The sequence below is a fragment of the Burkholderia sp. E168m15 genome, from assembly GCF_016586105.1.
Lineage (GTDB): Bacteria > Pseudomonadota > Gammaproteobacteria > Burkholderiales > Burkholderiaceae > Burkholderia > Burkholderia orbicola.
In genome coordinates this window covers 1-24,348 of sequence record NZ_BCPO01000101.1, presented here as the reverse complement: position 1 = coordinate 24,348, position 24,348 = coordinate 1, and the positions used below count along the sequence as shown (strand labels likewise).

Genomic DNA, 24,348 nt, shown 5'->3' with positions numbered 1-24,348 from the left:
CGTTAGCATTCGATGACGTTCACGGCGAGACCGCCGCGCGACGTTTCCTTGTATTTCGTCTTCATGTCGGCGCCGGTTTCGCGCATCGTCTTGATCACGGAATCGAGCGATACGTAGTGCTGGCCGTTGCCCTTGAGCGCCATGCGCGACGCGTTCAGCGCCTTGATCGCGCCCATCGCGTTGCGCTCGATGCACGGGATCTGCACGAGCCCGCCGACCGGGTCGCAGGTCATCCCGAGGTTGTGCTCCATGCCGATCTCGGCCGCGTTCTCGACCTGGTCCGGCGTGCCGCCCATCACGGCGGCGAGCGCGGCCGCGGCCATCGAGCACGCGACGCCCACTTCGCCCTGGCAGCCGACTTCCGCGCCGGAGATCGACGCGGTTTCCTTGTAGATGATCCCGATCGCCGCGGCCGTCAGCAGGAATTCGACGATGCCGGCTTCGTTCGAGCCCGGCACGAACTTCACGTAGTAGTGCAGCACCGCGGGAATCACGCCGGCCGCGCCGTTGGTGGGCGCGGTGACGACCCGGCCGCCGGCCGCGTTCTCTTCGTTGACGGCCATCGCATACAGGTTGACCCAGTCGAGCATCGACAGCGGGTCGCGCAGCGACTCTTCCGAACGCGAACGCAGGCGGCCGTTCAGCTCGGCCGCGCGGCGCTTCACGCGCATCGGCCCCGGCAGGTCGCCCTCGACCTTGCAGCCGCGCTCGACGCAGGCGGCCATCGTGCGCCAGATCGCGAGCAGCCCGGCGCGCACTTCGTCGGCGGGGCGCAGCGCGCATTCGTTGCGCAGCATCAGTTCGGCGATCGACAGCCCGTGTTCGCGGCACTGGCGCATCAGGTCGTCGCCGGTGCGGAACGGATACGGCACCTCGACCGCCGCGCGCACGCCGTTCACGCGATCGCCGTCGCGGTTCACGACGAAACCGCCGCCGACCGAGTAATACTCTTTCTCGACGAGCAGTTGGCCGTGTTCGTCGAATGCCTGGAAGCGCATCCCGTTCGGATGCACGATGCTCGTGCCGCTCATCAGCTTGCGATAGAAGCCGATGTGTTCCTTCTCGTCGAAGCGCACCGTCTGCTTGCCGAGCAGCGACAGCGACTTCTCCGCGCGAATCGCGGCGAGCCGCGGCTCGATCAGGTCCGGATCGATCGTGTCGGGCAGGTGGCCCTCGAGGCCGAGCAGCACCGCCTTGTCGGTGCCGTGGCCCTTGCCGGTCGCGCCGAGCGAGCCGTACAGCTCGACCCGCACGCGGCGCACGAAGCCGAGCAGGTTCGCGTCCTCCACGTGCGACGCGAAGCGGCACGCGGCGATCATCGGGCCGACCGTATGCGAACTGGACGGGCCGATGCCGATCTTGAACAGGTCGAACGCGCTGACGTTCATCTGGCTTCCTTTGGGTTGCATGCGTGAAATGTCGTTGGGCCCCAGTACATCAAAGCGTAAAATCGGCCGATAGAACAAAAACGGCATCGGCGTGGGATAGCGCCGCCAAGCGCCGCGCCGGCCGGCCCGAAAGTGCGTTTTGGCGATGGTTCGCGACGGAAAACCACAAGTCCGGCCACGGCCGATCGGCGACGCTGGCTGCATCCGCGCCGCCTCCGGCCGCTGCAACCCGCAAACCGAGTGAAACGAGTGAGACCGCCTGCCCGGCGTGAAGAGATTGGCCGCGATGACCCCCGACGTACCCGCTTCCCCCCTCGCAGAACCCGCGCCGCGGCGCATCCGCTTCGGCATCGTGCTGCTGCCGAACTTCACGCTGACGGCCTTCTCCGGCTTCGTCGACATGCTGCGGCTGTCGGCCGACGACGGCGACTACAGCAAGCCGGTGCGCTGCGCATGGAGCGTGATCGGCGAGACGCTCGCGCCGGTGCGCGCGAGTTGCGGGATCCAGATCACGCCGTGGGAGACGTTCGACGCGGCCGAGCCGTTCGACTATGTGGTGGTAGTCGGCGGGCTGCTGCATTCGGGGCCGCAGGCCGGCCCTGAAACACTCGACTTCATCCGCCGCGCGGCGGCGGGCGGCGCGACGGTGGTCGGCATCTGCACCGGCGTGTTCACGCTGATGCGCGCCGGCGTACTCGACGGCTACCGCACCTGCGTGAGCTGGTTTCATTACTGGGATTTCATCGAGCGCTTTCCGTCGGCCGATCCCGACCTGCTGATCGCCGACCGGCTGTTCGTGATCGACCGGCGCCGGATCACGTGCTCGGGCGGCCGCGCGTCGATCGACGTCGCCGCCGCGATCCTGCTGCGCCATTTCGATCATGCGACCGTGCAGAAGGCGCTGCGCATCCTGCTGGTCGGCGAGATGCAGAAAGGCAACGCGCCGCAGCCGCATCCGCCGGGCCTCGAGCCGGCTACGCATCCGAAGGTCAAGCGCGCGATTCTTCTGATGGAACAGCACGTCGGGCGTGCGCTGCCGCTCGAGGAACTGGCGTGCAAGCTCGACCTGTCGACACGGCAGCTCGAGCGGCTGTTCAAGGCGGAAACCGGCAAGAGTCCGCAGGCCTTCGCGAAACAGGTGCGGCTGCGCACGGCCGCGTGGCTGCTGACGAGTTCGGACCGCACGGTCGCCGATATCGCGTCGAGTTGCGGATTCGCCGATGCGTCGCACCTCGGGCGCGAATTCCGCAAGCAGTTCGGCGTGCCGCCGGCGACGTATCGCGAGCGCGGCGGCGACGTGGCCGAAGTCGATGCGGCGCTCGATGCGTCGGCCGACCCGGTCGAGGACATCGCCGACTGACGCCCCCAGGGCACTCGCCCCTTTCTTGGCCAACCGCAGGAACGGCGCACGTTCGCATCGGTTTCGAATCTTTTGGAACCGGTTCCAATCAACTTAGCCGACATTGACTTCCGTAAACGAGGGTTATCCCGGATGCTGATGCACGCTCAAATTTGTATGATGACCACATCACCTTACAAATCTGAGCATCATGTTCGAGAAAATTCCCGCCCGCGCGATGAGCGACCATGTCGCGCAGCAACTGCTCAAGCAGATCGAAGTGGGCAGCTTCTCGGCCACCGGCAAGCTGCCGACCGAAGCCGTGCTCGCGCAGGAATTCGGCGTGAGCCGCACCGTGATCCGCGAGGCGATCTCGCGGCTGAAGAACGAGGGCGTGGTCGAGCCGCGCCAGGGCAGCGGCGTATTCGTGAACCAGCACGGTGCGATCCGGCCGCTGCGGATCGACTACGCGGAAGCCGTCGAGGCGAGCTCGCTGCCGCACCTGCTCGCGGTGCGCCGCGCGATCGAGGCCGAAGTCGCGGCCGAGGCCGCGCTGCACCACACCGCCGACGACATGGCCGACATCGACGACGCGCTGCGCAAGATCGACGCAGCGGTGGCCGAAGGGCGCGACGGCGTCGCGGAAGACGTCGCGTTCCACCGCACGATCGCGGCCGTCACCGGCAACCCGTATTTCCTGAAGACGCTGCAGTTCCTGAACCAGTACCTCGAAGCCGGCGTGAAGGTCACACGCAGCAACGAAGCGACGCGCGAGGATTTCTCGCGGCAGGTGCGCGAGGAGCACGCGGCGATCGCCGACGCGATCCGCGCACGCGACCCGATGGCCGCCCGCAACGCGGCGCGCACGCACATGTACAACGCCGCCCGCCGTCTAGCGGAAGCCGGCATCTGCTGAAGCCGGCGGCGCCCGCCGCCGTTGTCCAGAACCTCTCTCGAATCGATCAAGGTTGACCATGTCACGAAATATTGGAGTCATCGGCCTCGGCGCGATGGGCCTCGGCGTCGCACGCTCGCTGCTGCGCGCCGGTCTGCGCGTGCACGCATGCGACGTGCGCGACACCGTGCTGCAGGCGTTCGCCGCCGAAGGCGGCATCGCGTGCGCGACGCCAGCCGAACTCGGCGCGCAATGCGACGTCGTCGTCACGCTCGTCGTCAATGCCGCGCAAACGGAAACGGTGCTGTTCGGTGAACACGGCGCGGTCGCGGCGATGCAGCCGGGCGGCGTCGTGATCGCAAGCGCGACCGTCGCGCCCGAATTCGCGGTCGCGCTCGGCGCACGCATCGAAGCGGCCGGCCTGCAGATGCTCGACGCGCCGGTGTCGGGCGGCGCCGCGCGCGCGGCCTCCGGCGAGATGACGATGATGACGTCGGGCCCGGCCGCCGCGTATGCGGGCTGCGAGGACGTGCTCGCCGCGATCGCGGGCAAGGTGTACCGCCTCGGCGACGCGCACGGCATCGGCTCGAAGGTGAAGATCATCAACCAGCTGCTGGCCGGCGTGCATATCGCGGCGGCCGCCGAAGCGATGGCGCTCGGCCTGCGCGAGGGCGTCGATGCCGATGCGCTGTACGACGTGATCACGCACAGCGCGGGCAATTCGTGGATGTTCGAGAACCGTGTGCCGCACATCCTGAACGGCGACTACACGCCGCTATCGGCCGTCGACATCTTCGTGAAGGATCTCGGCCTCGTGCTCGATACCGCGCGCCGCAGCAAATTCCCGCTGCCGCTGTCGGCCACCGCGCACCAGATGTTCATGAGCGCATCGAGCGCCGGCCACGGCGGCGAGGACGATTCCGCCGTGATCAAGACTTTCCCCGGCATCACGCTGCCGCCCGCCCGCTGATTCGAACGACGTTCCCGCCATGACCGCTTCCGCTTCCCGTCCCCTGCTCGGCTGCATCGCCGACGATTTCACCGGCGCGACCGACCTCGCGAACATGCTCGTCAAGAGCGGCATGCGCACCGTGCAGACGATCGGCGTGCCCGCCGACGGCGCCGCTGCCGACACGATCGTCGACGCCGACGCGATCGTCGTCGCGCTGAAGTCGCGCACGATCCCCGCCGCCGACGCCGTCGCGCAATCGCTCGCCGCGTACGCATGGTTGCGCGCGCAAGGGTGCCGCCAGTTCTTCTTCAAGTACTGCTCGACGTTCGACTCGACCGACGCGGGCAACATCGGGCCGGTGGCCGACGCGCTGCTCGATGCGGCCGGCGGCGACTTCACGATCGCGTGCCCGGCGTTTCCCGAGAACGGCCGCACGATCTACCGCGGCCACCTGTTCGTCGGCGACGTGCTGCTGAACGAATCGGGGATGGAAAATCATCCGCTCACGCCGATGAAGGACGCGAACCTCATGCGCGTGCTGCAACGGCAGACGAAGTCGCCGGTCGGCCTGATCCGCTACGACACGATCGCGCTCGGCGCGGCGGCCGTGCGCGCGCGGATCGACCAGCTGCGCGCGGAAGGCGCCCGTTTCGCAATCGCCGACGCGCTGTCGGACCGCGATCTGTACGTGCTCGGCGAAGCGTGCGCGGGCCTGCCGCTCGTCACCGGCGGCTCGGGCATCGCGCTCGGCCTGCCGGCGAATTTCCGCCGCGCGGAGCAGTTGCCCGAGCGCGACAACGCGGCGTCGCTGCCGCGCATCGACGGCCTGTCGGCCGTGCTCGCCGGCAGCGCGTCGAAAGCCACCAACGCGCAGGTCGCCGCATGGCGCGCGACGCGTCCGAGTTTCCGTATCGATCCGCTCGCGGCCTCGCGCGGCGAGCCCGTCGTCGATCAGGCGCTCGCGTTTGCGCGCTCGCACCTGCCCCAGCCCGTCCTGATCTATGCGACCGCCACGCCCGACGAAGTGAAGGCCGTGCAGCAGGCGCTCGGCGTCGACGCGGCCGGCCATCTCGTCGAAAGCACGCTCGCGGCGATCGCCCGCGGGCTGCGCGAACTCGGCGTGCGCAAGTTCGTCGTCGCCGGCGGCGAGACGTCCGGCGCAGTCGTGCAGGCGCTCGACGTGAAGTCGCTGCAGATCGGCGCGCAGATCGATCCGGGCGTGCCGGCCACGGCCACCATCGACGCGCAGCCGCTCGGCCTCGCGCTGAAATCCGGCAACTTCGGCACCACGGACTTTTTCGACAAGGCGCTGCGCGCGCTGGACGGAGCCGCACGATGAGCGACGAAGCGAAACTGCGCGAAGAGATCTGCGTCGTCGGCGCGAGCCTGTATGCGCGCGGCCATGCGGTCGGCAGCGCCGGCAACATCAGCGCGCGCCTGCATGACGGCTGGCTGATCACGCCGACCGACGCGTGCCTCGGCCGGCTCGACCCGAACGACATCGCGAAGGTCGGCACCGACGGCCAACCCGTCTCGGGCGGCAAGCCGTCGAAGACGCTCGCGCTGCATCGCGGCATCTACGCGCGCAACGCGGAGGCGAACGGCGTCGTCCACACGCATTCGACGCATCTCGTCGCGTTGACGCTCGCCGGCGTGTGGCGCGACACCGACGTGCTGCCGCCGATCACGCCGTACTACGTGATGAAGGTCGGCCACATCCCGCTGATCCGTTACCGCCGCCCCGGCGACCCGGCCGTCGCGGCCGAAGTCGCGGCGCTGGCCGACCGGGTGCGCGGCGTGCTGCTCGATCGCCTCGGCCCCGTGATGTGGGGGCCGTCGGTATCGCACGCGTCGTATGCGCTCGAGGAGCTCGAGGAAACGGCGCGGCTGTGGCTGATGACCCAGCCGAAGCCCGAACCGCTGACCGACGCGGCGCTCGACGAACTGCGCCAGACCTTCGGCGCGCGCTGGTAACGCGTCGTGCCCTGATCGCCCAGTAGTCCGTACCGGTTTTCATGCCCGCCGTGTGCGCGGGCCTTTCCGTCAGCACACACACGATCCGGCGGCGTACGCGCCGCCGGCACACCATAGTCCTGGAGACGACGATGACTGCTCTCGACGCGGCCGCAAGCCGCTCGCCCGCCGCGGCCGCCCAATCGGGCGAACTCGACCGCACCTACAAGAAAGTGTTCTGGCGCATCGTGCCGTTCCTGATGCTCTGCTACGTGGTCGCATATCTCGACCGCGTGAACGTCGGCTTCGCCAAGCTGCAGATGTCGCAGGATCTCGCGTTCAGCGAAACCGTGTTCGGACTCGGCGCCGGCATCTTCTTCCTTGGCTACTTTCTGTTCGAACTGCCAAGCAACCTGCTGATGCACCGCCTCGGCGCGCGCATCTGGATCGCGCGGATCATGATCACGTGGGGCCTGCTGTCCGCGCTGTTCGCCTTCGTGCAGACGCCGACGCAGTTCTACGTGCTGCGCTTTCTGCTCGGGCTCGCGGAAGCCGGCTTCTATCCGGGCGTGATCCTGTACCTCACGTACTGGTTCCCGTCGCATCGCCGCGCGAAGATCATCGCGGTGTTCATGTCCGCGATTCCGGTGTCGGGCATCTTCGGCAACCCGCTGTCGGGCTGGATCATGGAGCGCTTCCACGGCGGCTCGGGCTTTCACGGCTGGCAATGGATGTTCATGATCGAGGCCGTGCCGGCCGTGCTCATCGGCATTGCGACGATCCTGTATCTCGACAACAGCATCCGCGGCGCGAAGTGGCTCGACGAGCGCGAGAAGCAGCTGCTCGAGGACGAAATCGCCGCGCAGCCGCAGGAACAGCAGCAGCACGGCCATTCGCTGAAGGCCGTGTTCTCGGACCCGCGCATGTGGTGGATGTCGCTGATCTACTTCGCGTTCGTCACCGGCCAGTACGGGCTCACGTTCTGGATGCCGACGCTCGTCAAATCGACCGGCATTACCGATACGCTGCAGATCGGCCTGCTGTCGGCGATTCCGTTCGTCGTCGCGATCGTCGTGATGAACCTGTTCGGCCACAGCGCGGACAAGCGGCGCGAACGCCGCTGGCACCTGATCGTGCCGGCGCTGATGGGCGCGATCGGGTTTGCGGTCGCCGCGTCGTACTCGCACAATACGGCGGTGTCGATCGTGTTCCTGTCGCTCGCGGCAGGCGGCGTGCTGACCTGCGCGCCGCTGTTCTGGTCGCTGCCGACCGCGTTCCTCGCGGGCTCCGCGGCCGCGGCCGGGATCGCGATCATCAACTCGGTCGGCAACCTCGCCGGTTTCGCGAGCCCGTACGTGATCGGCTACCTGAAGGACGCCACGCACAGCACCGCGTCCGGCATGTACGTGCTCGCCGCAATGCTCGTGATCGGCGCGATCGCCGTGTGGCTCACGCCCGCCAAACTCGTGAACCGCTGATTCGCCGCTGGCCGATTCATCATTCGACGCGGGGCGCACGGCGCCCCGCCCCATTCATACACAGGACCCGCCGCCATGCCACGCTTCGCCGCCAACCTCTCGATGATGTACACCGAGCATGCGTTTCTCGAACGCTTCGCCGCTGCCGCCCATGACGGCTTCAAGGCCGTCGAGTACCTGTTCCCGTACGACTTCGCCGCCGAGGACATCCGCGCGCGCCTCGACGCGCACGGCCTCGAACAGGCGCTGTTCAACGCGCCGCCGGGCGACTGGGCCGCGGGCGAACGCGGCATCGCATCGCTGCCTGGCCGCGAGGACGAATTCCGCCGCGGCATCGACCTGGCGCTCGACTATGCGCGCGTGATCGGCAACAAGAAGCTGCACGTGATGGCCGGCATGGTGCCGCCGGGCGCCGACCGCGCGCGCCATCGCGACACGTATCTGGCGAACCTGCGTCATGCGGCGCAGGCGGCCGCCGCGCACGGCATCACGATCCTGATCGAGCCGATCAACCAGCGCGACATGCCCGGCTACTTCCTGAGCCGCCAGGACGACGCGCAGGCGATCCGCGCGGAAGTCGGCGCGCCGAACCTGAAGGTGCAGTTCGACTGCTACCACTGCCAGATCGTCGAAGGCGATCTCGCGATGAAGCTCAAGCGCGATTTCGCGGGCATTGGCCATATCCAGATCGCGGGCGTGCCGGAACGCCACGAGCCGGATGTCGGCGAACTCAACTACCCGTACCTGTTCGCGCTGATCGACGCGCTCGGCTACGACGGCTGGATCGGTTGCGAGTATCGGCCGAAGGCCGGTACGTCGGAAGGCCTCGGCTGGCTCAAGACATATCTGTAATTCCCGTATTTCCCAGAGGGTCAACAACATGAAAGTACTGATCACCGGCGGCGCCGGCTTTCTCGGCCAGCGTCTCGCGCGCAAGCTGCTCGAGCGCGGCGAACTGACCGGCCCGGACGGCCGTATCGAGAAGATCGACGAGCTGGTGCTGCTCGACGTCGTCAAGGGCAGCGATTTCGGCGATGCGCGCGTGACGTCGATCGTCGGCGACATCGCCGATCGCGCGGTGCTCGACAGCGCGATCGACACGCAGACGGGCGCGATCTTCCACCTCGCGGCGATCGTCAGCGGGCAGGCCGAAGCCGATTTCGATCTCGGCATGCGGATCAACCTCGATGCATCGCGCACCCTGCTCGAAGTGTGCCGCGCCCGCGGCCACCAGCCGCGCGTCGTGTTCACGAGCTCCGTCGCGGTGTACGGCGGCGCGCTGCCCGACGTCGTGCAGGACGACACCGCGCTCAACCCGCAATCGTCGTACGGCGCCGAGAAGGCGATCGCCGAACTGCTGCTGTGCGACTACGCGCGGCGCGGCTTCGTCGACGGCCGCGTGCTGCGGCTGCCGACCATCAGCGTACGGCCCGGCCGCCCGAACGCGGCCGCGTCGTCGTTCGCGAGCGGCATCATCCGCGAGCCGCTGAACGGCGAGGAAAGCGTGTGCCCGGTGCCCGGCTCGACGCGGCTGTGGCTGCTGTCGCCGCGCGGCGCGATCGACGCGCTCGTCGCCGGGTGCGAGATCAACGGCGCAAAGCTCGGCAACAAGCGCGTGATCAACCTGCCGGGGCTGTCGGTATCGGTCGACGAGATGATCGCGGCGCTGCGCGAAGTCGCGGGCGACGAGGTCGTGAAGCTGATCCGTCATGCGCCCGACGAACGCGTCGAGAAGATCGTCGGCAGTTGGCCCGGCCGCTGGGATACGTCGCGTGCGGAAGCGCTCGGGCTGAAGGGCGACACGTCGTTCGTGGACGTGATCCGCAGCCATATCGCGGACGAACAGCGCTGAGTTGCGCGGGGTCGGGCCGCATCGGTGCAGCCCGGCCGAACGTGGCCTGGCCGATTCCCCGACATCGAGCGACGCGCGTTGCGTCCCGGCCGCCTGCCTGAAGTACACATCGACGCCGGGACAACACCGCACCACCGCTCCACACGATTCGTCTCCGCGCGACACGCCGCGCACGTGCCTCGCTGTGCCGCGATGCCGACGGTCGCGCGCAACACGGGTACATAACGGCGCCTAGTTGCCGACCTGCGCCGGCATGCCGGGCTCGGCCGCCCGCGTCGCCGACGCCGCCATCCGCGCGCCATCCTGCTCGGCGAGCTTCGCTTCCGCGGCCTGGATATCGGCCGGATACTCGCCGTCGTCGCCCTTCGCCGGGTCGTACCCGGCCGCTTCGAGGCGAATCAGTTCGTCGCGAACCTGCGCACGCGTCAACGGTGCGGCCGATTGTGCGAATGCCGACTGACCGACGATCGCAGCGATCATCGTCAGTAGTGCGATATATGTTTTCATCATGAACTCCTTCAATGTGACGTATCGATCAACCACGGGATTTGCGTGACCTGAGAATGCAGGCCCGCGGCTCAGCTTCCGAAATAGACCGTGCAGAAGCTCGCGGGGCCGACGCATGCGGCGGCGCCTCGACGCGGCGACATCGCCGCCGGCTTGCCCGCGTCGGACGACACGGCCGGATCGCTGCCGACCGCCGTGCTGGCCTGCCGCTGCGGCATCCGCTCGGCCGGCTGCTGGAACAGCGGGCTCACGTCCGGATACGACGTATCGGTCACGAAGCGCAGCCCGTTGTTTTGTGCATCGATCAGTTCCTGCCGGACCTGTTCGCGCGTGAGCGCCTGTGCCGACGCTTGCGTCGCGACACCTGCGAGAGACATCGCCGCCACCGTGGCGGCTACCAGCCAGTGCGTGTTCATGTTCCACTCCTTCATCAGCTTCATCAGTCAACGAGACGACGTGCTACACCCGTATGACGACGGAGGGGCCGGGTTTATTCCCGCCTTTCCATGCGCGCCTGCCGAACGTTCATCGAACTGTCATTCATTCGTCAGCCGGCGTAACCTGACGTAACGCAATGCCCGCCGTGCTTCGGGCAGACTGACCCCCACTTCATCCGGGCCGCCCATCGATCGACATGTCCGCCGCTTACGACCATGCAGCCGCCCTGCTGCGCACGCTGTACGACCGCCATATCGACAGCGGTGCGGTGCTCGACGCGTCCGCATTCCCGGATGCCGAGCGTTTCGTGCGCGCGTGGCCGGCGATCCGCGCGGAGGCGCTGGAGGTAGCACGCGACATGCCGCGCATCCCGCGCTTTCACGAAATCATGCGCGAGCAGTACGACATCTCGGCCAACGATGCACGCGACTGGCGCATGTTCATCATGCAGGCGTACGGCCAGCCGTTTCCGCGCAATCTGTCGCGCTGCCCGACCGTCGCGTCGCTCGTCGCGGCGTCGCCGGACGTGCTGTCCGCGTCGCTGTCGTTCCTCGCGCCCGGCAAGCACATCCCGCCGCATCGCGGGCCGTTTCGCGGCATCCTGCGCGGTTATCTCGTGCTGTCGATGCCGAAGCGCGCCGACGGCACGCCGGCCGCCGTGCTGAAGGTCGACGGACACGAATACCGGCTCGACGAAGGCCGCTTCCTGCTGTGGGACGACACGTTCACGCACGAGGTGTGGAACGACAGCGATGCCGTGCGGATCGTGCTGCTGCTCGATATCCGTCGGCGCGGAATGCCGCGCTGGCTGATGTGGCTGTCGAATGCGGTGATCGGGGTCGTGCGGCTCGGCATCCGGATCAGGGGGCGGTCGATTCCGGTTTAGCCGCCGCCAGCCCGCGCAGACGCCATGGCAAACGCCATCGCTTGCGGCCGCTCCGTTCCGCCTTTCGACACCCGCCGGATCGCCTACACTACAAGCCGTCCCTTCGTGCGGCTCCTGCCAGCTACCGCCATGGCGCATCTCTTCTTCGCCGCGTCGATCCAGCGGCATGTCGAAACGCCCGAGCGCGACGTCGACGCGCATACGGTCGGCGAGGCATTCGACACCATTTTCAACGAGCAGCCGCGGCTGCGCGGCTACATCGTCGACGACCAGGGTGCGCTGCGAAAGCACCTGTCGGTGTTCATCGACGGCCAGCCGATCCGCGACCGGCAGCGCCTGTCCGATGCGCTCGGGGCCACCAGCCGCGTGTATGTCGTACAGGCGCTGACCGGCGGATAAAGGGACCGGATGCCCGAGCACATCCCCATACCAAGTGCCGTCTCACCAAGGCGGACCATCCGGAGACATCGCAACATGAACGATCGACTGCTCGTCGCCACCCGCAAGGGCCTGTTCGTCCTGCAACCCGACGGTCATGGCGGCTGGACGCCCGGCGAACCGCATTTCATCGGCGAACCAGTCAGCATGGCGCTCGCCGACCCGCGCGACCGCACGCTGTATGCGGCACTCAATCTCGGCCATTTCGGCGTGAAACTGCATCGCCTGCGAGCCGGCGCCACCGACTGGGAGGAATGCGCAGTCCCGGTTTATCCGCCCCAGCCCGCCGACGCGTCGCCCGCCCGCGCCGACACGCACGCAGGCAGCGTCGACACCGCCGACGCGCCTACCGGATCGCCGCAGCCGCCGTGGACCCTTCAGCAAATCTGGTCGCTCGAAACCGGCGGCGCGGACGAACCGGGCGTGCTGTGGGCCGGCACGATTCCCGGCGGCCTGTTCCGCTCCGACGATCACGGCGATTCGTGGGTACTCAACCGCGCGCTGTGGAATCGCCCCGAACGCGCCGAATGGGGCGGCGGCGGGTACGACGCGCCGGGCATCCATTCGGTGATGGTCGATCCGCGCGACAGCCGGCACGTCACCGTCGGCATCTCGTGCGGCGGCGTCTGGCAGACCGCGGACGGCGGCGCGACGTGGCGCGTGACCGCGGAAGGCATGGAGGCCGACTACATGCCGCCCGAGCGGCGCGGCGAGCCGAACATGCAGGACCCGCACCGCGTCGTGCAGTGCGCGGCCAACCCGGACGTGCTATGGATGCAGCATCACTGCGCGATCTTCCGCTCGACGGATAGCGGCGAACACTGGCGGCGCATCGAAGCCGAGCCGTCGAGCTTCGGTTTCGCGGTGGCCGTGCATCCGCACGAACCGGATACCGCGTGGTTCGTGCCGGCCGTGAAGGACGCGTGCCGGATTCCGGTAAACGGCCGGTTCGTCGTCACGCGCACGCGCGACGGCGGCCGCAGTTTCGAGAGCCTGTCGAACGGGTTGCCGGCCGCGCCCGCGTACGACCTCGTGTACCGGCACGGGCTCGCGGTGGACGATTCCGGCACGCGCCTCGCGATGGCGTCGACGACCGGCGGGTTATGGACGTCCGCCGATGGCGGCGAGCACTGGCAACAGGTATCGGCGCATTTGCCGCCGGTGTATTGCGTGCGCTTCGGTTAATCACGCGCGGACACCAAACGAAACGCAACCATCCGCACGTTGCCGAACGGAATTCGCGCGCCGGCGTAACCGACCGGCGCTTCACGCAGCCGGCGCTATCCGCCCGACCGACGCACGCGTCCGTGCGATTTCCGCTTCGAGCCAGTCGAGAAACCGCCTGACCTGCGGCTCGCGCTCCCGCCCCGGCCGGCACAGCGCGACGAAGCGCGCACCGGCGAGCCGCACCGCGGGCTCAATCGGCACCAACGCGCCGCGCTCGACATGCTCGGCGGCCAGCACGGAGCTGAGCAGTGCGATACCCTGCCCGTGCAGCACGGCCTGCAACGCGTAATGCTCGTCGTCGTAATGGCGAAACACCGCGCGTTCGAGCCACGCTTCCCGGCCCGCCGCGCGGCACCACGACGCCCAGTCGACCGACACGGGCAGCGGCGTATCCCACACGGTCTCGATCAGGTCGAGCGGCTCGTCGGTGCGATGCGCGTCGAACCCGGCGGCCGCATACGCACCGAAATATTCGTCGATCAACGCAATCTCGTGCAGCGCGGGAAACTTTCGCGACGTCGCGCGAATCGCGAGATCGATCCGTGCATCCCGTTCGAGATCGACGAGCGCGTTGCCCGTTTCGACCTTGATGTGCAGATGCGGATCGACGCGACGAAACGCGCCGAGACGCGGAATCAGCCACATCGCCGCAAAGGCGGGCGTGGTGGTCAGCACGAGCGCACGCTCGTCGGCCGCATCCGGACGCAGCGCGTCGAGCCCGCGACTCAACGCCAGCAACGCATCGTGACTCGCGCGAAACAGCCGCTCGCCTTCTTCCGTCAGCCGCACGCCGCCCGCGCCGCGCTCGAACAGCAGCACGCCGACGCGGCTCTCGAGCGACTTGATCTGGTGCGACACGGCGGCCGGCGTCACGGACAGTTCATCGGCTGCGGCCTTGAACGTGCCGAGCCGTGCCGACGCTTCGAATACACGCAATGCGGTCAGGGGAATTTTCGAGAACACGGAGCCTCGCGGGCCGGACGCGGCCGGGTTGAATTCGATTCAATCGGGGTGAGATTAGGTGAATTGAAGCAGGTGCGCAACGCGGCTAGCCTTGCGGGACGTCGCGGCATGGCGCCGCGGCGGTTGCCCTCGAACAGGAGGAACCCGTGCAAGGCCTACCGCGCAGGATCACGCAGGCGGTGCTCTACGAAGCGATCGCCATTTCCTGCATCTCGCCCGTGATCGCGGCGATCTTCAAGCAGGATCTCGTCTATTCAGGCGCGCTGTCGGCGACGATGTCGGCGATCGCGATGCTGTGGAACCTGATCTTCAACGCGCTGTTCGAGCGCTGGGAAGCGTCGCGCCGGCAGCCGGCGCGTACGCTCGGGCGGCGCATACTGCACGCCACCGGATTCGAGGGCGGGCTGATCTTCATCCTCGTGCCGGTCGTGTCGGGGTGGCTCGACATCTCGTGGTTCGATGCGTTCGTCGTCGATATCGGGCTGTTCGCGTTCTTCTTCTGCTACGCGTTCGTGTTCCAGTGGGCGTTCGACCGCGTGTTCGACGTGCCGGCGGCAACGAAGCAGTCGTGAGCCGGGCGCCTATGCCCCCGCGGCAATTTTTGGCAACTGCCAGCCGAACCTCACCGCCGCGATCCGCAGCGCAAAGCACGCGACGCCGCCGAGCACGGCCGCGACAACGGGCGGGCAGCCGAGTCGCCGGCACGACACGACGACGACCGCACCGAGCAGTGCCGCGCTCGCGTAGATGTCCGTGACCAGCACGACGGGAATCCGCGCGAGCAGCAGATCGCGCACCACGCCGCCTCCGCAGCCGGTCACGGCGCCCATCAGCGTCGCGATGAACGGGTGGACGCGGAATTCGAGCGCCTTCACCGCGCCCGCGACCGCGAACAGCGCGAGGCCGGCCGCATCGAGCGTCGTCAGCAGCGACGGCGAGAACGACGCGACCCGCGCATGAAACACGAAGGCGAACAGCCCGGCGGCGAACGCGAGCGCCGGATAACGCCAGTCGCTCACGGCGCTCGGCGGGCGCGCGCCGATCAACAGGTCGCGAATCACGCCGCCGCCGAGCGCGACGACGAGCGACAGCACCATCACCCCGAACAGGTCGAGACCGGCGCCGATCGCCGCATTGGCGCCCTCGATCGCGAACACCGCCGTGCCCGCGAGATCGGCGGCAAGCACGACTTGCTCGATGCGCTTCATGCGAGTGAATGGCCGATGTGAAGCATCGTCCGGTTACCGCGTACACCGATCGAAGCCGACGGGTCGTTCAGCCGCGTGCCGGCTGCGTGTCGCCGTCCGGATGCATCAAGCGGGTTACGGGTCATCGTCGTCTCCTCGATCGGGGATCGAGCAGTCTAGCGCATCGTCCGGCGACCGTCGGGCCAAGCGTGAAGCGGGCAGCAAAAAGCCGGCGCAAGCAGGTCACCCCGCTTACGCCGGCTCAATATTCACGTCAGGCTTCGCGCCGCATCCGCCCAGCCCGACACGTCACGCTCAATGCACGCCGAGGTACGCCTTCACCGCCGGCAGGCCGGGCTTGCCGTCGAGCGTCGTCACGCCGGCCAGCCACTTGTCGAGCGCTTGCGGGTTCGCCTTCAGCCAGTCGGCGGCGGCCTTGTTCGGGTCCTGCTTGTTCATGATCGGCACCATCACGTGGTTCTCGATCGACGTCGTGAACTGCAGGTTCGACACGAACTTCGCGACGTTCGGGCAGCGTTGCGCGTAATCGGGCGGGGTTGCGGTCAGCACCTTCGCTTCGCCGTAGTTCGGGCCGAACACATCGTCGCCGCCGGTCAGGTAGTCGATCTTCATCTGCACGTTCATCGGATGCGGTTCCCACCCAAGGAACACGATCCACTGCTTGTCGCGGGCCGCGCGATTCACTTCGACCAGCATCCCGGCCTCGCTCGACTCGACCAGCTTGAACTTGCCGAGGCCGAACTGGTTGCCGTCGATCATCTTCTTGATCAGCGCATTGCCGTCGTTGCCCGGCTCGATCCCGTAGATCTTGCCGTTCAGCTTGTCCGCGTACTTCTGGATGTCCGCGAACGACTTCAGGCCGCCCTGGTACACGTAGTCGGGCACCGCGAGCGTGTATTTCGCGCCGGTCAGGTTCGGCGTCGCGAGCACCTTGATCGTGCCGGCCTTCGTGAACGGCTGGATGATCGGGTCCATCGTCGGCGACCAGTAGCCGAGGAACACATCGATCTGCTTGCTCTTGATCCCCGCGAACGTGATCGGCACCGAGGCGATCGTCTTCGTCGGGTTGTAGCCGAGCCCCTGCAGCATCGTCGACGCGAGGCCCGTGGTCGCCGCGATGTCGGACCAGCCGACATCCGCGAAGCGCACGTTCTTGCACACGGGCGGATCGGCCGCATAAACGGCCGACATCGGCGCGGTCACCCCGATCCCGCACACCGCTGCGATCAATAGGCGCTTCATCTTGCTTCTCCTCAAAGTGATGTCGTTTGCTTGAATGCGGGATCGTTTATTGAAGCCGCGCGCCGCGATCCCGGCGACGTCGCGGACCGACGGATTGCCGCGGCTCAGCGCCCGGGCAGCCGCCGCTCGTAGCTCGGCGCGTGGCCGAACTGCGCGCGGTATGCCTTGCTGAAATGACACGGCGAATGAAAGCCGCAGACCGTCGTCACGCGTGCGATCGATGCATCGGTCGTGCGCAGCAGGTCGCGGGCGCGTTTCAGGCGCAGCGTCAGGTAATAGTGGGTCGGCGATACGTTCAGGTACACCTTGAACATGCGCTGCAGATGCCGCTGCGACAGCCGCACGAGCCGCGCGAGCTCCTCGAGCGACAGCGGCTCCTCGATGTTCGCCTCCATCAGCCGTACGACCTCGATCAGCTCCGCGCGCGAGAAGCCGACCCGCGCATCGACCGGAATCGGCTGCGTATCGGTCGAGCTGCGAATGCGCTCCAGGATGAACTGCTCGGATACCTGCGCGGCCAGTTGCTGGCCGAACCGCATGCCGACGAGGTTCAGCATCAGGTCGAGCGGCGCGGTGCCGCCCGTGCAGGTCAGCCGGTCGCGATCGACGACGAACAGCTCGTCGGCGAAGCCCACTCGCGGAAATTCGGAATGCAGCGCGGACAGGTTCTCCCAGTGCACGGTGCAGCGATAGCCGTCGAGCAGCCCGCTCGACATCAGCGCATAGGCACCCGTGCAGATGCCGCCGAGCGGCAGACCGCGTTCGGCGAGCGCCGCGAGCGTATCGCGCGCGCCCTCGTCGACCACGTCGCGGATGCGGATGCCGCCGCACACGATCATCACGTCGGGCAGGTTGTCGTAGTCGAGCGCCTGCGTGGGCCGCACGGCGATGCCGTTGCTGGCATGCGCGGGCGCGCCGTCGAGCGAGTAGATCGACCACTTGTAGTGATCCGCCCGCCCGACGTAATTCGCCATCCGAAGCACTTCGACCGCGCTCGAGAACGCGATCATCGAGAAGTTCGGCAGCGTCAGGAAGCCGAAATGGGCGAGGGACGAAACCGGTGAAACGCAGGCGGCGGGCGCGACAGCGACGGCGGACGTCACATCGGTCTCCTGGCGAGGAGGTTGCAGGGGGCCAACTCCGCGGCCGAAGCCGCGGAAGTCGTTATCCATATACAGGGTGAGCGGCCGGGGTCCGGCCGCCTGGGCTCAGGCCTGCGCGGGCGCGGCCTTCACGCGGAACAGCTGCTTGAGGCCCGAGAACAGCGGCGCCTTCGCGGTGCCCGGCGCGCGGCCGAAGCTCTCGGTGATGCGGTCGAGAATGATCGCGAGCAGCACGACCGACAGACCGCTTTCGAAGCCGAGACCGATGTCGAGGCGCTGGATACTCGCGAGCACGTCGTTGCCGAGGCCGCCCGCGCCGACCATCGACGCGATGATCACCATCGACAGCGCCATCATGATCGTCTGGTTCACGCCCTGCATGATCGACGGCAGCGCGTTCGGGAACTGCACCTTGTACAGCAACTGCCACGGCGTGCAGCCGAACGCCTGGCCGGCTTCGACGATCTCGCGGTTCACGTGACGGATGCCGAGGCTCGTGAGACGCACCGCGGGCGGCATCGCGAAGATCACCGTCGACAGGATCCCCGGCACGCGGCCGAGACCGAACAGCATCGCGGCCGGAATCAGGTAGACGAACGCGGGCATCGTCTGCATCAGGTCGAGGATCGGGCGCACGATCGCGGCGACCCACTTGCTCTTCGCGGCCCAGATGCCGAGCGGGATGCCGAGCACGAGGCTGATGATCGTCGACGACAGCGTGAGGCCGAGCGTGATGACCGTCTGATCCCAGAAGCCCGTCGCGAAGATCAGCAGCAGCGACAGCGTGGTGAACAGCGCGAAGCGCCAGCCCACCCGCCACAGCCCGACGCCGATGAAGATCGCCATCATCAGCCACATCGGGATCGCCTGCAGGCCATGCTCGACGAATGCCGCGAGCCCTTCGATCGCTTGACCGATCGCGTCGAACGTCTTCGCGTCGTGGTCGAGCAGGTAGTGAACGGACTGGTCGACCCAGGTACCGAGCGGAATCATTTCAGACATGGGAGCCTCGCGAACGCGTGATGGCCTTCAGGATGAGCGCACGATCGACCGAGCCGCAGTAGCAGCCGTCGTCGTCGACGACGGGCAGTGCATTCGGGCTCGCGACCACGCGCGCGACGACATGTTCGAGCGACGCATCGCGCCGGATGCTTTCGATCGGCCGCACGGACGGCGTGTCCTGGCCGAGCGCCTCGCGCGTGACGAAGCCGCGAATCTTGCGTGCGGCGTCGAGCACGAACGCGTATTCGGCGCTGCCGTTCAGCGAAGCCGCGACGTTCGCGGCATCGCACTTCGACACGAGCGGCACGGCGCCCGTCTGCATCAGGTCGCCGGCGGTGAGGTAGCGGCTGGTGTCGATGCCGTCGAAGAACGCGCGCACGTAATCGTCGGCCGGGTTCGCGATGATGTCCTGCGGCGTGCCGACCTGCACGAGGCGGCCGCCCTCCATGATCGCGATGCGGTTGCCGATGCGCAGCGCTTCCTCGAGATCATGCGACACGAACATGATCGTGCGGCGCTGCTCCTTCTGCAGTTGCAGCAGCACGTCCTGCATTTCGCGGCGCTTGAGCGGATCGAGCGCGGAGAACGCCTCGTCCATGATCATCAGCGACGGATTCACGGCCAGCGCGCGAGCGAGGCCGACGCGCTGCTGCATGCCGCCCGACAGCTCGGACGGCAGCTTGTGCGAGAACGGCGCGAGGCCGACTTGCTCGAGCACTTCCATCGCACGGCGCTCGCGCTCCTTCTTGCCCATGCCGCCGACTTCGAGCCCGAACGCGGCATTCGACACGACGGTGCGATGCGGCATCAGCGCGAACGACTGGAACACCATGCTCATGTCCTTGCGGCGCAGCGCGGTCAGCGCCGAGCGGCGCGCCGACGCGACGTCGAGCCCGTCGATCAGCACCTTGCCGGCGCTCGGATCGACCAGCCGGTTCACAAGGCGGATCAGCGTGGACTTGCCGGAGCCGGACAGGCCCATCAGCACGAAAATTTCGCCTTCCTGCACATCGAAGGAGACGTTGTGCACGCCGACGACCTGGCCGGTGCGCTTGAGCACATCGTCCTTCGTCGCGCCGGCGGCGAGCATGTCGAGCGCCTGCTGCGGATTGCTTCCAAACACCTTGCACAGACCTTCGACCACAACCTTGGGGGCATCCATCGAAACCTTCTCCTCGTGTAGCGGGGACTCGCGCTTGTCATAGCGTGCCTACATAGTTGCCAGAAAAAACCCCGGCCTGCCGACGAATTACGACAAACGCTTGCGCAAATACGACACGGCCGGCAGCCCCGCCGGGCGGGCCGCGCAGCCGATTGCGGCGGCGCAATACGCGCACCGCCAGCAACGACGGGCATCACCCGGCGGACTTGTGCGCAGCAACGCGCCAAACGGCACATGAGGTTTTGCGCCAGGCCGCCTCCGGCACGCGTCGCTTTACGACAAGTTCACGTCCGTTCCGGCGCCGATCTATTCAGACGAAAGCGCGCGCCGCATTCGCCAATAAAAAGCATGACCGTGCAAAAAACCGGATGGCGACACCGGACGGCGCACGCCGCGATACCGCGTCAAACCCGGGAATCGGCGCACGGACGCTGTGATACATTCGCCGCAAACACGCCGATCGCGACGTTGCCGCGAGCCCTTCACACACAGGCTCAACCGCACGACGCGCACATGCCGGTTCGCCTGCCGGCCGTGCTGAAACCACCTCGATCCGGTGCGATCCGCGATCGAAGGACGATAACGACAGTGAGAGGGAGCAAGGCGTTGAACTGGGCATTCGCCGTAATCGGTTTCATCGTGGGCGGCATCGCCGCGTTGATCGGGGATTTCTCGGCCGGGAGCGGCTCGCTGCTCGGGGCCGCCGTCGGATTCTGCATCGGGCACGCGCTGCGCCAACGCAAGCAGCAAAACCAGCGAGCCGCGGCCGACGCGTTCGCGATCTCCGCGACGCCGCCTCCCACCCCATTACCGCTCGCCGAGCGCGTCGCGCGCCTCGAGGCAACCGTCGACACGCTCACACGCGAACTCGACGCGCTGCGCGCCCAACTGGCAGGCGCGAAGGCCGGCGCGGCAACCTCCGGCGACATCGCGCAAACGGCTTCGGCCGGTGCCTCCGCCGTGCCGCTGCCAGCCCACGTTCCGACCACGCCCACGCCACAACCTGTCGCCGCACGGGCCGACACACCGGCATCCATTTCGACGCCGGCCCCTGCCGCGGCACCGGCAACCGCTGCACGCACCGCCACTGCGTCCGCTCACGCCAATACCACCGCCAGCGCACCCGCCACCTCGACCCGCCCTGCCCCGCCCGCACCACCCGCGCCGCGCGAACCCGGCTTCGTCGAACGCGCATTCGGCGCCGCGCGCGACTGGCTGCTCGGCGGCAACACGGTCGTGCGTGTCGGGATCATCGTGCTGTTCTTCGGCGTCGCGTTCCTGCTCAAGTACGCGGCCGACAACGACATGCTGCCGATCGAATTCCGCCTCGCGGGCACGGCGCTCGCCGCGGCCGCGCTGCTCGCGATCGGCTGGCGCGTGCGGGCGCGCCGCGCCGCATACGGCCTCGTGCTGCAAGGCGGCGGCGTCGGCATCCTGTACCTGACGATCTTCGCCGCGACCAAGCTGTATGCGCTGCTGCCCGTCGGCGCCGCGTTCCCGCTGATGGTCGCGGTCTGCGCGCTGAGCGCGTTCCTCGCGGTGCGGCAGAACGCGCTGCCGCTCGCGTTCATGGGCAGCGCGGGCGGCTTCCTCGCACCGATCCTGCTGTCGACCGGACAGGGCAACCACGTCGCGCTGTTCAGCTACTACGCACTGCTGAACGCGGGCATCTTCGCGATCGCGTGGTTCAAGGCGTGGCGCCCGCTGAACCTGCTCGGCTTCGTGTTCACGTTCACGATCGGCTCCGCGTGGGGCGTGACGGCCTATCGCCCCGCGCTGTTCGCGAGCACCGAGCCGTTCCTCATCCTGTTCTTCCTGATGTATGTCGGCATCGCGCTGCTGTATGCGGTGAAGCGCGAACTCGCGCTGCGACACTACGTGGACGGCACGCTCGTGTTCGGCACGCCGATCGTCGCGACCGCGCTGCAGGCGTCGCTCGTGAAAGGCATGCCGTTCGGGCTCGCGTGGAGCGCGGTCGCGCTGTCGGCGTTCTACGTCGCGGTCGCCGCATGGCTCGCGCGGCGCCGCGATCGCCTCGGGCTGCTGTTCGAATCGATGCTCGCGCTCGCGGTGATCTTCGCGACGCTCGCGGTGCCGCTCGCGTTCTCGGGGCCGACGACCAGCGCCGCGTGGGCCATCGAAGGCGCGGCCGTCGTGTGGCTCGGCGTGCGCCAGAAGCGCCTGCTCGCGTTCGGCTTCGGGCTGCTGATGCAGGTCGCCGCGGCCGGTGCGTTCTTCACGAGCCTGCTGAGCCCGGCCGACGCGACCGCGCTGCCCGTGCTCAACAGCCCGTATATCGCGATGCTGCTGATCGCGCTCGCCGGCCTGTTCACCGGCTGGTGGCTGCACGGGCGCGGCGAAGCGCGCGCATGGCACGCGTGGATGCCCGAGATCGGCGTCGCGGCCGCCGCGTGGGGGCTGCTGTGGTGGGTCAGCGGCGGGCTGCACGAGATCCTCGTCCACGCGAGCCGTCACGTCGACCTGCATGCCGACCGCTTCGTCATGGATACGACCGCGCTGTTCGCGGCCGGCACCGCGTGGCTCGCGCACGTCGTGCGCCGCCGGCTCGCGTGGCCGCTCGCCGAATGGCCCGCGCTCGCGCTCACGCCGGTGCTGGCGCTGCTCGCACTGCGCGCGTTCGATGCGCACGAAGCGCCGCTGTCGGGCATGGGCGCGTTCGCATGGCCGGTGGCCGTCGGCGCCGGGTTTGCACTGCTGTGGCGCCAGTCGCGCGGCACGACCGGCGCCGCTGCCGTGAACGGTGCGGCGCATTCCGTTGCAGCAGGCATCCTCGCGCCGCTGCATACGCTGGCGTTCTGGACCCTGTGCGGGCTGCTGTCGCTCGAAGGTTTCTGGCGCCTGCGCGCGTTCGTCCCGGAAGGCGCCTGGAGCTGGAGCGCATGGGCGTATGGCTTCGGCGCGCTGCTCCTGCTCGTGTCGGGCCCCGGCTCGCGCCTGCGCTGGCCCGTCGCGGCGTTCCCGCGCGCCTACCAGGTGTGGGGGGCCGCGCCGCTCGCCGCGCTGCTGTGGCTGTGGAGCCTCGCCAGCACGGCAAGCGACGGCGACGCCTCTCCGCTCTTCTGGCTGCCGCTGCTCAATCCGCTCGACGTCGCGCAAGGTCTCGTGTTCGTCGCGTTCGCCGTGTGGCTGCGTCGCCTGAAGACGCTCGGCGTCGCGTGGCATCCACGCGTCGTCGACTATCTGGCGATCGCGACCGTGTTCCTGTGGTTCAACGCGCTGCTGCTGCGCACGCTGCATCAGCGCTTCCACCTGGGCTACGACATCGACACCGTGCTGTCGTCGTTCGGTATCCAGCAAGTGTTCATGGTCGGGTGGAGCCTGTTCGCGTTCGCCGGGATGTGGCTCACGCGCCGCGACGGCATCGCGCGCCTATGCGCATTCGCGTCGCTGCCGCTGATCGTCGTGATGTGGGCGTGGACCTTCTACGCGAACTTCACGCAGGACGGCGGAAGCTGGGCGCGCGTGCCGCTGTTCAACCCGCTCGATCTCGTGCTCGCGGTCGTCTATGCGCTCGCCGCTTCGTGGTTCGTGCGCGCGCGCAAACTCGGCTGGACCTTCGGCACACATCGTGTCGAGCTGCTGGGTGCGGCCGGCGCGACCGGGTTCCTGTGGCTGAACGCGATCCTGCTGCGCACGCTGCATCACTGGGCCGGCGTGCCGTACGAATTCGGCGCGATGGCCGAATCGACGCTCGTGCAGGCATCGGTGTCCGTGTACTGGACAGTCTGTGCGCTCGCAATCACGATCTGGGCCACGCGCCGCGGGCTGCGGCCACTGTGGTTCGTCGGCGCCGCGCTGCTCGCGCTGACGGTCGTCAAGCTGTTCCTGTTCGACCTGTCGCACGTCACCGGCATCGAGCGGATCGTATCGTTCATCGGCATCGGCGTACTGCTGCTGTTGATCGGCTATTTCTCGCCGCTGCCGCCGAAGGCAGCCGCGCAACAGGACGGCCGGCCATGAAACGACTCGCCGCCCTGCTCGGTCTGAGCCTGCTCGCGTCGTTCGCGGCCGCCGACGGCGCGCCGAACGCCGGCCGCGTCACGCAGCGCTTCGCGCTCGACCTCGACGGCAGCGCCGCGTATTACCAGCTCACCGTGCCGCAGCCCGTGTATGCGGCGAGCCGGCGCGACGATCTCGGCGACGTGCGTATCTTCAACGGCGCGGGCGAGCCGGTGCCGTACTCGCTCGACGCACCCGCCGCGGCCGCGCCCGCCGTGCCGCCGTCCCGCACGCCGGTGCACTGGTTCCCGCTGCCGCCCGCGCGCGCCGAGCACGGCAACGCGCCGCTCGGCGT

The 24,348-nt window shown here is 68.0% G+C and carries 22 protein-coding genes and 1 pseudogene; 14 read left to right on the top strand and 9 right to left on the bottom strand.

The window, feature by feature from the left end:
• Window positions 1-2 precede the first annotated feature (2 nt).
• Entirely contained in the window at window positions 3-1,388 is a 1,386-nt protein-coding gene (locus tag JMF86_RS16685; RefSeq protein ID WP_011694831.1) for an L-serine ammonia-lyase, read from the bottom strand.
• Between the two features lie 286 nt (window positions 1,389-1,674).
• Between JMF86_RS16685 and JMF86_RS16680 the strand changes: the two genes are divergently transcribed.
• The 8 genes from JMF86_RS16680 to denD all read left to right on the top strand — a co-directional run bounded on the left by JMF86_RS16680 (window position 1,675) and on the right by denD (window position 9,857).
• Complete coding sequence (locus JMF86_RS16680) at window positions 1,675-2,748, top strand: GlxA family transcriptional regulator (protein ID WP_041489669.1); 1,074 nt, start codon at window positions 1,675-1,677, stop codon at window positions 2,746-2,748.
• A 190-nt stretch (window positions 2,749-2,938) separates the two neighbouring features.
• A complete protein-coding gene (locus tag JMF86_RS16675; protein WP_006480587.1) occupies window positions 2,939-3,643 on the top strand; it encodes a FadR/GntR family transcriptional regulator in 705 nt (234 codons plus the stop codon).
• A 58-nt stretch (window positions 3,644-3,701) separates the two neighbouring features.
• Entirely contained in the window at window positions 3,702-4,592 is an 891-nt protein-coding gene (gene ltnD / locus JMF86_RS16670; protein ID WP_011547031.1) for an L-threonate dehydrogenase, read from the top strand.
• Window positions 4,593-4,611: 19 nt separating this feature from the next.
• Window positions 4,612-5,913: a 3-oxo-tetronate kinase gene (gene otnK, locus JMF86_RS16665; protein ID WP_011547030.1), complete on the top strand. Its 1,302-nt coding sequence runs from the start codon at window positions 4,612-4,614 to the stop codon at window positions 5,911-5,913.
• The gene (locus tag JMF86_RS16660; protein WP_011547029.1) at window positions 5,910-6,548 is read left to right on the top strand and encodes an aldolase; all 639 of its coding nucleotides are present in this window, start codon (window positions 5,910-5,912) and stop codon (window positions 6,546-6,548) included. The genes otnK and JMF86_RS16660 overlap by 4 nt, the downstream gene beginning before the upstream one ends.
• A gap of 131 nt (window positions 6,549-6,679) precedes the next feature.
• The gene (locus JMF86_RS16655; protein WP_011694833.1) at window positions 6,680-8,005 is read left to right on the top strand and encodes an MFS transporter; all 1,326 of its coding nucleotides are present in this window, start codon (window positions 6,680-6,682) and stop codon (window positions 8,003-8,005) included.
• A 75-nt stretch (window positions 8,006-8,080) separates the two neighbouring features.
• Window positions 8,081-8,857, top strand: coding sequence for a 2-oxo-tetronate isomerase (gene otnI / locus JMF86_RS16650; RefSeq protein ID WP_011547027.1), 777 nt, complete (start codon window positions 8,081-8,083; stop codon window positions 8,855-8,857).
• Window positions 8,858-8,885: 28 nt separating this feature from the next.
• The gene (gene denD, locus JMF86_RS16645; protein ID WP_011694834.1) at window positions 8,886-9,857 is read left to right on the top strand and encodes a D-erythronate dehydrogenase; all 972 of its coding nucleotides are present in this window, start codon (window positions 8,886-8,888) and stop codon (window positions 9,855-9,857) included.
• A 231-nt stretch (window positions 9,858-10,088) separates the two neighbouring features.
• Here the strand turns inward: denD and JMF86_RS16640 are convergent, their stop codons facing one another.
• Both JMF86_RS16640 and JMF86_RS16635 read right to left on the bottom strand, forming a co-directional pair.
• Complete coding sequence (locus JMF86_RS16640; RefSeq protein ID WP_011694835.1) at window positions 10,089-10,364, bottom strand: DUF4148 domain-containing protein; 276 nt, start codon at window positions 10,362-10,364, stop codon at window positions 10,089-10,091.
• Window positions 10,365-10,435: 71 nt separating this feature from the next.
• On the bottom strand, window positions 10,436-10,780 hold the full coding sequence (locus JMF86_RS16635) for a DUF4148 domain-containing protein (RefSeq protein WP_041489464.1): 345 nt from the start codon (window positions 10,778-10,780) through the stop codon (window positions 10,436-10,438).
• A gap of 218 nt (window positions 10,781-10,998) precedes the next feature.
• On the opposite strand from JMF86_RS16635, the gene JMF86_RS16630 reads away from it, so the two are divergent.
• The 3 genes from JMF86_RS16630 to JMF86_RS16620 all read left to right on the top strand — a co-directional run bounded on the left by JMF86_RS16630 (window position 10,999) and on the right by JMF86_RS16620 (window position 13,311).
• The gene (locus JMF86_RS16630) at window positions 10,999-11,688 is read left to right on the top strand and encodes an aspartyl/asparaginyl beta-hydroxylase domain-containing protein (RefSeq protein ID WP_011547023.1); all 690 of its coding nucleotides are present in this window, start codon (window positions 10,999-11,001) and stop codon (window positions 11,686-11,688) included.
• Between the two features lie 129 nt (window positions 11,689-11,817).
• On the top strand, window positions 11,818-12,087 hold the full coding sequence (locus JMF86_RS16625) for a MoaD/ThiS family protein (RefSeq protein WP_077177923.1): 270 nt from the start codon (window positions 11,818-11,820) through the stop codon (window positions 12,085-12,087).
• 75 nt (window positions 12,088-12,162) lie between these two features.
• Complete coding sequence (locus JMF86_RS16620) at window positions 12,163-13,311, top strand: hypothetical protein (RefSeq protein WP_041489355.1); 1,149 nt, start codon at window positions 12,163-12,165, stop codon at window positions 13,309-13,311.
• Between the two features lie 81 nt (window positions 13,312-13,392).
• Here the strand turns inward: JMF86_RS16620 and JMF86_RS16615 are convergent, their stop codons facing one another.
• Complete coding sequence (locus tag JMF86_RS16615) at window positions 13,393-14,316, bottom strand: LysR substrate-binding domain-containing protein (protein ID WP_011547020.1); 924 nt, start codon at window positions 14,314-14,316, stop codon at window positions 13,393-13,395.
• Window positions 14,317-14,462: 146 nt separating this feature from the next.
• Between JMF86_RS16615 and JMF86_RS16610 the strand changes: the two genes are divergently transcribed.
• A complete protein-coding gene (locus tag JMF86_RS16610) occupies window positions 14,463-14,888 on the top strand; it encodes a PACE efflux transporter (RefSeq protein ID WP_011547019.1) in 426 nt (141 codons plus the stop codon).
• Between the two features lie 9 nt (window positions 14,889-14,897).
• Here the strand turns inward: JMF86_RS16610 and JMF86_RS16605 are convergent, their stop codons facing one another.
• The 5 genes and pseudogenes from JMF86_RS16605 to JMF86_RS16585 form a co-directional block, all read right to left on the bottom strand.
• Entirely contained in the window at window positions 14,898-15,524 is a 627-nt protein-coding gene (locus tag JMF86_RS16605) for a trimeric intracellular cation channel family protein (protein WP_011547018.1), read from the bottom strand.
• A 294-nt stretch (window positions 15,525-15,818) separates the two neighbouring features.
• Window positions 15,819-16,766 carry a choline ABC transporter substrate-binding protein gene (locus JMF86_RS16600; protein ID WP_006480573.1) on the bottom strand — a complete coding sequence of 316 codons (948 nt, stop codon included), beginning with the start codon at window positions 16,764-16,766 and terminating at the stop codon, window positions 15,819-15,821.
• Between the two features lie 104 nt (window positions 16,767-16,870).
• Window positions 16,871-17,869, bottom strand: coding sequence for a GlxA family transcriptional regulator (locus tag JMF86_RS16595; RefSeq protein WP_027808672.1), 999 nt, complete (start codon window positions 17,867-17,869; stop codon window positions 16,871-16,873).
• A 105-nt stretch (window positions 17,870-17,974) separates the two neighbouring features.
• Window positions 17,975-18,871, bottom strand: coding sequence for a choline ABC transporter permease subunit (choW, locus tag JMF86_RS16590; RefSeq protein WP_011547015.1), 897 nt, complete (start codon window positions 18,869-18,871; stop codon window positions 17,975-17,977).
• A pseudogene (locus JMF86_RS16585) lies at window positions 18,864-20,263 on the bottom strand (glycine betaine/L-proline ABC transporter ATP-binding protein); the annotation flags it as partial. The gene choW and the pseudogene JMF86_RS16585, both read right to left, overlap by 8 nt.
• Window positions 20,264-20,639: 376 nt before the next feature.
• Here JMF86_RS16585 and JMF86_RS16580 point away from each other — a divergent pair.
• Window positions 20,640-24,014, top strand: a complete 3,375-nt coding sequence (locus JMF86_RS16580) for a DUF2339 domain-containing protein (protein ID WP_011694836.1) — start codon at window positions 20,640-20,642, stop codon at window positions 24,012-24,014.
• A partial coding sequence (locus tag JMF86_RS16575; RefSeq protein ID WP_201317079.1) for a DUF3999 family protein occupies window positions 24,011-24,348 on the top strand: 338 nt, incomplete at its 3' end. The genes JMF86_RS16580 and JMF86_RS16575, both read left to right, overlap by 4 nt.